Raw genomic sequence first — 9,423 nt, forward strand, 5'->3', positions numbered from 1 at the left:
AGGACGGCGGCGGCGAAGACGTCGTCGGCGCCCTGACACATCGAGATGATGTAGGACTCGATGACCTCGGGACCGAAGACGTCCAGGGCCCTGTCCACGGTGTGGAAGACGCCGAGCGTCCGCTCGCCCCAGGCATCGAGCTCCGCAGGGCCGAGAAGTCGGCGCGAGGTCAGTTCCTTGGCGAGCAGGCGCTGCCGGTAGTCGCGCGGCATGTCGGCGTAGCGCCAGGACTCCTCGCCGAGCCGGTCGAAGAGCTGGCCGAGCGCGTGGTGGTGGGCGTCGGCGTGCTCGCGCACGTCCATCGTGGCCAACTGCAGGCCGAAGGCGGCCAGGGTGCGGATGGTGCGGTCCATGCGGCCGTCGGCGAACAGCCCGCCGCGGTGTTCGCGCAGCGAGGCCTGGATCAGGGCCAGGTCCGAGAGCAGTTCGCCGGTGCCGAGGTAGTCGCGGCCTTCCTCGTGCGGGACGCCTTCGGCGAGACGGCGCTTGGTGTTCTCCAGCTTCTGCCGGACGCAGGTGGCCTTGAGGCGGTACGGCTCCTCGGCGTTCAACCGCTTGTAGCGCGGGCTGATCTCCGGCAGGAGTTCCAGGTCGTGCGCCAGTGACGTGAGCAGGGCATCGGACGCGCCGGTGCAGCGGATGGAGTGGGAGAGCAGTCCGCGCAGTTCGTCGATGAGCTCGATGGCGTCGTTTATCCCGTGCTCGTGCTGGAGGATCAGCACGTCCCAGGTGACCTCGGGGGTGACGTTGGGGTTGCCGTCGCGGTCGCCGCCGATCCAGGTGCCGAAGGTCAGCGGGCGGGTGCCGGCGGGGATCTCGACGCCGACGCGCTGGAGCTCGGCGGCGAGGTCCTCCAGGACGTCGCCGACGGCTCCGGCGTGCAGCTCGTCGAGGTAGTAGATGGCGTTGCGGGCCTCGTCGGCGGGCTCCGGGCGCACCACCCGCAGCTCGTCGGTCTGCCAGATCAGGTCGATGTTCTCCGCCAGGCGCAGATCGTGCCGGCGCCGGTCCGACCCGCTGACCGGTGTCTCCAGGAGCTCCGCGATCCGGCGCAGCTTGTTCAGTACGGAGCGCCGTGCCGCCTCCGTCGGATGGGCGGTGAACACCGGACGCACATGGAGGTTCTTGACCGCGGAGGCGAGGGAATCCGGCACCTCCTGCGCGGCCTGGCGCACGACGCGGGCGAGGGCGGCCCCCGACCGTTCGCGCTCCGAGCGTAACTCGCGGCCTCGGTGGACCTGTTCGGCGACGTTGGCCAGGTGGAAGTAGGTGGAGAAGGCGCGGACCAGTTTGGCGGCGGTCTCCAGGTCGGTGCCACCGAGCAGCTCGGCTGCGGCCGCGCCGTCCTCGCGGGTCAACTCACGTACCTTGTCGACGAGTTCCAGGAGTTCCGTACCCTCCTGTCGGACGAGTGTCCCGTCGAGGAGGCCGCGGAGGCGTCGGATGTCGTCGTGCAGGGCGGTGTGCGAGGTAGGGGCGTTCATCGCTGCTCCTGGGTGGGGTGGTGAGGGTCCGCTCACGGGGTCGACAAGCCCAAGGGGTGCGTGGTCAACAGGTACGCGGTGTCGGTCGGCCGGTGCCCTCAGGGCGTCAGCAGTTCCGCAGGACCGGACCGGGTGATCGCCGCAATCTGATCTGCCGTCAAGTTCGCTGCCTCGAACCACTGTTCGCTCGCGGTCAGCCAGCCCGCCACGTCCGGCTGGTCCGGCTGGCCGAGGTCGGAGCTGAACACCACCCGAGGGTGGGCCCGGACGACCTCGCCCAGGTGTCGGGCGTCATGATGGCCCAACAGCAGTGTCAGCGCGGTGAGTTCGACGTACAGCCCGGGTACATCGGCCAGCTCCGCGAGATCGGCGGGCGTGAAGCCCGACATCGGGTGGGTGGCGTGGGTGAGCAACAGGCGTGGCGTACCGATCCGTACCGCTTCGTCGATCACCCGCAGGGACGCGTCCCGGTCGCAGTGCCCGGTCGCCACGACGACCGGCAGGTCGCGGGCGGCGCGCAGCACGTCGCTCGCGCCCCGGGCGAGGCGCCCCTCGGCGTCCACCACCGGCTCGGCGCGCCACTGGTCGGCGTCGAGCCGGGGGTGGAACGAGGCTCGCCGCAGCCTGGAGGCATGGGAGGGTCCGACCAGCGTGGGCAGGTATACGACCAGCCGGGCCGGGCTGTCCGGTCCGTGTGCGTAGACGGCCTGCTCCACGACGCGCGGCACGACGCCCCCGGCCAGGTCGTTGAGTACGACCGAGCCGGAGACGGGGAGCCCGTCCTGACGGGCTTCCCAGGCGCGTGCGGCCGTGGAGCTGAGGTGGCTCTTGAGCACCACCCAGCCCCCGGCCGCCGCGTACGCGAGACCGGCACCGGTGGAGGTCAGCCGGCGCCGGTAGAGGTCCGGGCCGGCGTGATAGTGGACGTCCACCACGCGTTGCGCGAGGTCAGGCATGGGACGGGGCGGGCCGCTCGGCGCGGACGCCCCACGGGTCGGCGTACCCGAACCGCCGGCGGGCCTCGTCCAGGCGCAGTCCGCCGGCGACGGCCTCGGCGATCGCTGCCTCGGTCCGCTCGACGCGTTCCGCCCGGCCCGTGACCTCGGCGGCGTGCGCGGCGGGCACGACCAGCGCCCCGTTGTCGTCGGCCACGACGATGTCGCCGGGTCGCACGGTCACATCGCCGACGGTGATGTCCCTGCCGGTCGCCGCCAGTTCCACGCGGTTCTTGCCGCTGACCATCGTGGCGCCCGTGCTGAACAGCGGGTAGCCGGCCGCGCGGATCTCGGAGATGTCGCGGGCCGAACCGTGCACGGCGGTGCCGCGCACCCCGCGCCGCTGGGCCAGCGCCGTCAGCAGCGAGCCCCAGTTGGTGCAGGTGGTGGTGCCCGCGTTGTCGACCACGACGAACGAGCCCTCGGGCACGTCGTCCAGGTAGTTGGCCGCGTTGCGAAACCCCTGGTCGGCACGGGTGTCCACCGGTCGGTAGGTGACGGTGAAAGCGCGTCCCGCCGCCCGGGTTCCCGGCACGCGCGGGGCGATCCCCGCCAGGACGCCGCCGACGCCGAGGCTGTCGAGTGCGTCCGAGACCGACGCGGTGTCCAGCCGGGCCAGCCGGTCCACGATGTCGTCCGGTACCTCGGGCGCCTTGCCCGGTACCGCTTCGGTCCCCGACTCGCCCTGCTGTGCGCTCAGTTGACGGGTGACCGCCTCGGCCACCTGTCGGGTGCCGGAGTTGCCGCCCAGGTCGTAGGTGACCGTCGTACGGGCCCGGGCGACGGCCCGTACGGCGTTGCGCAACTCCTCGGCCGGTACGGGAATGTCGAGGTGGTCGAGCATCTGGGACACGGTCAGGAGCATGGCCATGGGGTTCGCCCTGCCCTGGCCCGCCATGCCGGGCGCACTGCCGTGGACCGGCTCGAAGTAGCTGCCGTGGTCGCCGATGTTGCCGCTCGACGCCAGGCCGAGTCCGCCCATGACGCCCGCGCCGAGGTCGGACAGGATGTCGCCGAACATGTTCTCGGCGACCAGGACGCCGAACCGCTCCGGCCGACGCACCATCCACAGGGCGACGGCGTCCACATTGAGGATCTCGGTCTCGATCCCGGGGTGTTCCTGCGCGATGACCTCAAGGCGCCTGCGCAGGTGGTCGCTGCTGTTGCGCAGGACGTTCGGCTTGTCCACGAGGGTGAGCAGCCGGTGCCCGTGGGCCTCGGCGTAGGCGAAGCCGAAGCGCAGCAGCCGGTCGATGCCGAACCGGGTCTGCAGTCGCAGCGTGACACTGGTGTCCTCGGCGCCGGACGCCTCGGCGTTGGGGTGGTGGCGGACCGCGTTCCACAGCGCCGTGTCCAGCCCGTGGAAGTCGAGACCGGCGTACAGCCCTTCGGTGTTCTCCCGGATGACGGTGAAGTCGAACCGCCCGTGGTCCAGGTCGGTGACGGGACGGATGTTCGCGTACAGACCGAGCCGCTGGCGCAGCTGTACGACCGGCGACACGAACGCCAACCCCCGGCCCCGCAGCGGGGGCACGAGTTCGGCCTCGGCCTCGCGCAGCGGCTTGCTGGTGATCGCGCCGAGCAGGCAGGTGTCGGTCTCCTCCAGGAGCTTCCAGGTGCGCTGCGGCACCGGGTCACCCTCCTGGCGCCAGCACTCCCAGCCGATCTCCCCGAAGCGGAGGTCGAGGGGCAGGCCGAGCCGTTCGACGGTGTCGAGGGCGGCGGAGACGACCTCGGGTCCGATCCCGTCGCCCGGAAGGACCGCGACGCTCTTCATTGGAGTCCCTTCTCCCGCAGGAACGCCCGGATCAGGGCGGACACATGTGCGGCTTGTTCGAAATGGGGGCGCATGCCCGTCCCGGGGACGACGTGCACCTCGTGGTGGGGCGCGGCGGCGGTGTGCCGCCGCGTGACGAGCTGGGACCGCTCTCCGACGAGCTGGAGCAGTGGTCCGGGGTGGCCCAGTACGGCCGGCGAGAGGTCGATGCCGCGCAGGAGGTGCATCCCGGCGGCCAGTCTCCGGCCGGCGGCCTCATCGGCGTCCGGCGTCGGGCCGGCGTCCCGCTCCGAGGCCGAACCACTGGGCAGTACGCGTCGGTTGAGCAGGGCCAGGGCCTCGCCGGGGCGGCCTGAGGCGGCCAGGTCGGCGATCTCGCCCAGCCGGGCCTCCAGAAGTGCGTCCGTACGGGTGGGGCCCGACACCAGCAGGGCGGCGGTGGCCGGACCGGCCTCGGGGAGCAGCGCCTGGGCCACGGCGCCGCCGAGCGCGTTCCCGCAGAGCAGGTCGACGGGGCCGAAGCCCGGTAGAAGTTCGCGCCAGCGGGCGGTGAAGACGGCCATCGAGTCCACCGTCTCGTCCCACAGCGACAGCGTGTCCGCCACGGTCACCCGGAGCCCGGCACCGGCCAGGACCTCGATGACGGGGGCGAAGAACGCGCCTTCGTCCCAGCTGGGCGTGACGGGGCCGAGGACGAGGGCGTGCCCCGTGGCGACGGCGGCCTCCGGTCCGAAGACCGCCGTCGCCACGGGCAGTGCGGTGTGCGTCACCGGACCGCTGCGAGGGTGCGCGCGGTGGCGATGCCCTCCCGGTGGTCGCCCAGCAGGTTCTTGCGGTGCTCCACGGACAGGTCGTAGCGGCCGAGCACCAGGTCGGGCAGCGGAAGCGACGGGGCGCCCTCGGGGATCGTGTCGAGCAGCAGCTCCGCCAGTTCCAGGGCGGGCCCCAGGTGGAGCCGGCCCGCGGCCTCGGCGTCGGTCCGGTCCAGGTGCGCCAGCCACTGCTCGGCGATCAGGTTGCCCGGCCCCTTGCCCATTCCCTGGATCGAGGAGTCCATCCAGGTGGCGCCCGCCGCGACGGCGCTGATGGCGTTGGCGAGGGCGAGCCCCAGGTTGTTGTGGGCGTGCAGCCCCACCGGCCGGCCGGTGACCGACTTGGTCAACGTCGTGAGGTCGGTGGTGTCGACGGGGGAGAGGCTCCCGTTGGAGTCGGCGAGGTAGACGAACTCGGCGCCCGCGTCCGTGGCCGCCGTCGCCACCTCGACCACGTCCCGCCCCGCCCACTGGCTGATCCGGGCGAAGTTGACGCCGACGGTGAAGCCGAGCTCCTTGGCCTGCCGGATGCGGGCCAGCCCCGCCTCGTACCCCTGGGCCGGCAGGATGATCCGTACGAGCCGGGCACCCGCCGCGTACATCGCGGGCAGGTCGTCGTCCGTGATGTTCTTCGGGTGGAGGATCATCGCGATCCGTTCGGGACCGACCTCCCGTGCCATCGCGGCGATGTAGTCGTCGTCGCCACGGCCGGTGAGCCCCAGGTCCGGCATCGGCAGCAACGAGCCCTTGCGGTAGGCGATCTCGATCCAGTCGAAGCCCGCCTCCACGCTCAGCTTCGCGTGCTGCAGGGCGTAGGAGAGCGGAAAGTTGAAGCCGTTGCGATATCCCCCGTCGCGCAGGGTGACATCAATGTTGACGGTACGCATGGATCCTCCGGGAAACTGATGAGAGTTCGGGTCAGAGGGACTGCTGGACGGCGGCGTGCGTGCCCGCGAGACGCCCGAAGATCAGCGAGCGCAGGACGGATGTGGCCGGCGGGTAGGCGTGGTAGAAGAGCCCGGTGGCCTCACCGGCGGCGTACAGGCCGGGGATGGCGGTTCCCGACGGGGTGACGACGCGTCCGTCCAGGTCGGTGCGGACGCCGCCGTAGGTGAAGCAGATGGCGGCGGTCACCGGGACGCCGATGAACGGCGGGGTGTCGAGGGCCGTGGCCCAGTTGGATTTGCGCGGCTCGATGCCGACGGTGCTCTTGCCGTCGAGGACGGACGGGTCGAACTCACCCGGTCCGACAGCGGCGTTGAATTCGGCGACGGTCTTCTCCAAGCCCTCGGCGTCGATGCCGAGCTTGCCCGCGAGACCTTCCAGGGTGTCCGCCTGCTCCGGCGGCACGTCGCTGAGCAGCGAGTTCATGATGCCGGGGATGGCGAGGGTCTTGCCGTCGGCGATCCAGTACGCCTCCTGGTCCTGGTTCTTCCAGATCTCGTACCCGACGTGCTCGAAGGTGTTGTCCCAGGTGTCGCGGCCCTCGTCGAAGAAGCGCCGCATACGGCCGTTGACGAAGATGCCGGTGCTGAATCCGTACAGCACCGCGTCGGCCTGCTGGGTGCGGCGGTCGACCGGCTCGGCGTGGATCCCGTCGAACTGGCCGGCGGTGTCCGCGCCGAGCTCCAGCGCCATGCGCAGCGCGTCGCCCCGGTTGTTCGCGATGCCGGGAGCGATCAGCGGCAGGTCGCAGGCACGGTCGCCGACGTAGCGGGTGAGCATCTCGGTGTTGCCCTGGAAGCCGCCGCAGGCCAGGACCACCGCACGGGCGCTCAGCCGCTGGGTGCGGCCGTCGGCGCCGCGCACCACGACACCGTCGACGGTGCCGTCCTCCCCGGTGGTCAGGCGCAGCGCCTCCGTCTCGTACCGGATGTCGACGCGCGGGTCGTTCTCCAGGGCAGAACCGAGGTGCTCGACGATCGAGGCGCCGCCGCCCCGGGGGCTCGCGGGCGGCGTCATGGACGGGGCGCCGCCGTCGAAGGTGTGCGGGAGCGGGAAGTCCTCGAAGGCGATCTCGACGCCGTGCTTCTCCACGAAGCTCAGGGTCTGGGGGGTCTCCCGCTCGACGGTGCGGCAGTACTCCTGGTCGGCGAGGCCACCCGAGACCCGGCCCATGTGCTCGGCCCAGTCGGTGTCCAGACGCCGGTCCTGGGTGATCCGCAGGAAGGCGCCGGTCCAGCGGGTCGCACCACCGCGCTCCTCCTGGGTGGCTCGTTCGAGCACGGCTATGCGGGTGGGAGTGGCGCGGCCGTCGGTGGCCTCGGCGTAGGACAGGGCGGCGGAGAGGCCGGCGGCGCCGAAGCCGACGACGACCAGGTCGTACGTACCGGTGGTGGCTGAGGTGGACAAGGTGGCTCCTAGCCGGTGGGAAGGCGGATGTGGAGGGTGGGGGTGCTCAGCGGGCGGGCGTGATGACCCGGCTGGTGCGGTAGAGCCGGAACTTGGCTCCTGTCGTCGTCTCGGCGAAGGCCTTGTAGCGGCGGCTGAACTCGGAGTCGTCGAAGATGGCGGCGAACCGCTGCTCGTCCGACCATGCCGCGAGGTTGATCACTGCGTCGCCTTCGACGCTGGTCAGCAGGCGGGAGCCGAGGAAGCCGTCGGCGGTGGCGGCGACGTGCTCGACGGCGGAGGCGAGCGTGTCCACGGTCTCGGCCGCGTTGTTCGTGGTGGCCACGTTGATGAGCAGAACGCCGGCGTCCGGCTCGGGCGACGTCACGACGCCCGGGCTGGTGCGGCGCGCCTCGAAGGCGGTCAGCCCGTAGGACACGAGCCCCAGGAGGTGCCACGGGTCACTCTCGACGAGCTCGCGGACCTGGGTGTCGTCCAGGTCGGCCGTCACGATGACGGCGCCGCCGTCCGGGCGGGGGCCGCTCAGCAGGATGCGTCCCTTGTCCGCGTGGTCGCGCAGCCAGGCCTTGTGCTCCGGAAGGTGCGCGGCGACCACGTCCGGCGCGGCCAGGTAGGTGAGGGTCAGGATGTGAATCATGGGATCTCCGAAGGGAGTTGAGGAGGGGGCGGGGGCGGGGTGTGGGGGGAGGAGGGCGTGGGGGGACGGTCAGGAGGCGGTGAGGGTGGCGAGGCGCGCGAGCACCGCCTCGGCCTCGGCGACGGTGCCGCGCACCACGGCCGCGGCCGGTTGGATGTCCTGGACGAGGTCCAGCACCTCGCCGGCGAACATCGCGCGCTGGCTGGTGTCGTCGCGAGCCACGGCGGCGACCCACTCGGGCTCGACGTCCGCGCGCCGGGCGGCGAGTTCGGCGTCCCGCCCGGTCCACGTGCGGGTGAAGTCGTTGCCCACCGACCGGGCCTGGTAGACGGTGTCCCAGGGGATACCGCGGACCACGTCGAAGGCGCGGGTGTTGACGGTGTCGGTGGTCGACGCCGACACCAGCGTCGTCTTGAAGCCCGTGGTGGCCAGGGACTCCTCGGTTGCGGCGAACCGGGTGCCCATCATCACGCCGTCGGCGCCCAGCGCCAGCGCGGCCGCGAGGCCCCGGCCGTCCGCGAACCCGCCGGCCGCCACCACCGGGACGGTGCCCTGGGTGATGTCGAGCACGGCCGGGACGAGCGGCAGCGTGGACTGCGTCTTGTGGTGGCCGCCCGCCTCGGACCCCTGGACGACGAGTACCGAGGCGCCGGCCTGGAGGGCCGTGGCGGCTTGCTCGGTGTCGTGCACCTGCACCACCACCTGCGCCCCGCTCCGGGCGGCGGACTCGACGTAACGACGGACCTGCGCCGCGTCGCCGAAGGAGAGGGCTATCACCGGCGGCGCGTACCCGAGGACCTTGTCCCACAGGCCGGGCCGCTCGTCGAAGGTGAACATGACACATCCGACGCCCCACACGCCGCCGCGCTCGGCTGCGTGGGCCACGTGCTCGTCGATGAAGGTCGGGTCTCCGTAACTGACGCCCACCAGGCCGAGACCCCCGGCCTGGGTGACGGCGGCCGCGAGGCGTCCGCCGGAGACGGAACCCATCGGCGCGGACACGACCGGATGGTCGATTCCCAGGAGTTCCGTCAGCTTCGTCGAGATCACTTTTCCCTGATTCCTTTCGGTTCCTCCGGATCGAAAGGCCGGAGATGAACGGTTGATACAGCCGATGTGCGTCCCGAATTCTCTTGGTGTTCACGCGAGGGCTTCGGTCCTCGTCGTGGCGGTGAAACCGGGCCGCTTTCACGTTCTGAAGACTAGATACCGAAGGCCATCCGAGTCCAAGACGGAAAGGGCGTGGCTGCCATAACTCGGAGCCTATGACTCCGGATTTAACCGGCCCGCAGAAAAGAAGGAACTTGCGGGGTGAAAGGGGGCGCCTGGAGGTAGCGGAAAAGCGGATGGCCCGGAGCTCCCCCCA

General features: G+C 71.4%; 8 protein-coding genes. All 8 read right to left on the reverse strand.

Annotated elements, in window-relative coordinates; translation table 11 throughout:
* On the reverse strand, positions 1-1,484 hold a 1,484-nt coding region (locus AB8A24_RS36505; protein WP_369478647.1), incomplete at its 3' end, for a phosphoenolpyruvate carboxylase.
* A 98-nt stretch (positions 1,485-1,582) separates the two neighbouring features.
* Positions 1,583-2,440 carry a DUF6282 family protein gene (locus AB8A24_RS36510; RefSeq protein ID WP_369478648.1) on the reverse strand — a complete coding sequence of 286 codons (858 nt, stop codon included), beginning with the start codon at positions 2,438-2,440 and terminating at the stop codon, positions 1,583-1,585.
* Positions 2,433-4,256: an isocitrate/isopropylmalate family dehydrogenase gene (locus AB8A24_RS36515; protein WP_369478649.1), complete on the reverse strand. Its 1,824-nt coding sequence runs from the start codon at positions 4,254-4,256 to the stop codon at positions 2,433-2,435. Before AB8A24_RS36515 ends, AB8A24_RS36510 begins: the two co-directional genes overlap by 8 nt.
* On the reverse strand, positions 4,253-5,026 hold the full coding sequence (locus AB8A24_RS36520; RefSeq protein WP_369478650.1) for an alpha/beta fold hydrolase: 774 nt from the start codon (positions 5,024-5,026) through the stop codon (positions 4,253-4,255). The genes AB8A24_RS36515 and AB8A24_RS36520 overlap by 4 nt, the downstream gene beginning before the upstream one ends.
* Positions 5,023-5,955, reverse strand: coding sequence for a hypothetical protein (locus AB8A24_RS36525; RefSeq protein WP_369478651.1), 933 nt, complete (start codon positions 5,953-5,955; stop codon positions 5,023-5,025). Before AB8A24_RS36525 ends, AB8A24_RS36520 begins: the two co-directional genes overlap by 4 nt.
* Positions 5,956-5,986: 31 nt before the next feature.
* The gene (locus AB8A24_RS36530; RefSeq protein ID WP_369478652.1) at positions 5,987-7,420 is read right to left on the reverse strand and encodes an FAD-binding protein; all 1,434 of its coding nucleotides are present in this window, start codon (positions 7,418-7,420) and stop codon (positions 5,987-5,989) included.
* Between the two features lie 46 nt (positions 7,421-7,466).
* Complete coding sequence (locus AB8A24_RS36535; RefSeq protein WP_328961261.1) at positions 7,467-8,057, reverse strand: antibiotic biosynthesis monooxygenase; 591 nt, start codon at positions 8,055-8,057, stop codon at positions 7,467-7,469.
* A 69-nt stretch (positions 8,058-8,126) separates the two neighbouring features.
* Positions 8,127-9,107: a nitronate monooxygenase gene (locus tag AB8A24_RS36540; RefSeq protein WP_328961260.1), complete on the reverse strand. Its 981-nt coding sequence runs from the start codon at positions 9,105-9,107 to the stop codon at positions 8,127-8,129.
* Between the last annotated feature and the right edge of the window lie 316 nt (positions 9,108-9,423).

This window comes from Streptomyces sp. BF23-19, from assembly GCF_041106355.1.
Taxonomy (GTDB): domain Bacteria; phylum Actinomycetota; class Actinomycetes; order Streptomycetales; family Streptomycetaceae; genus Streptomyces; species Streptomyces virginiae_A.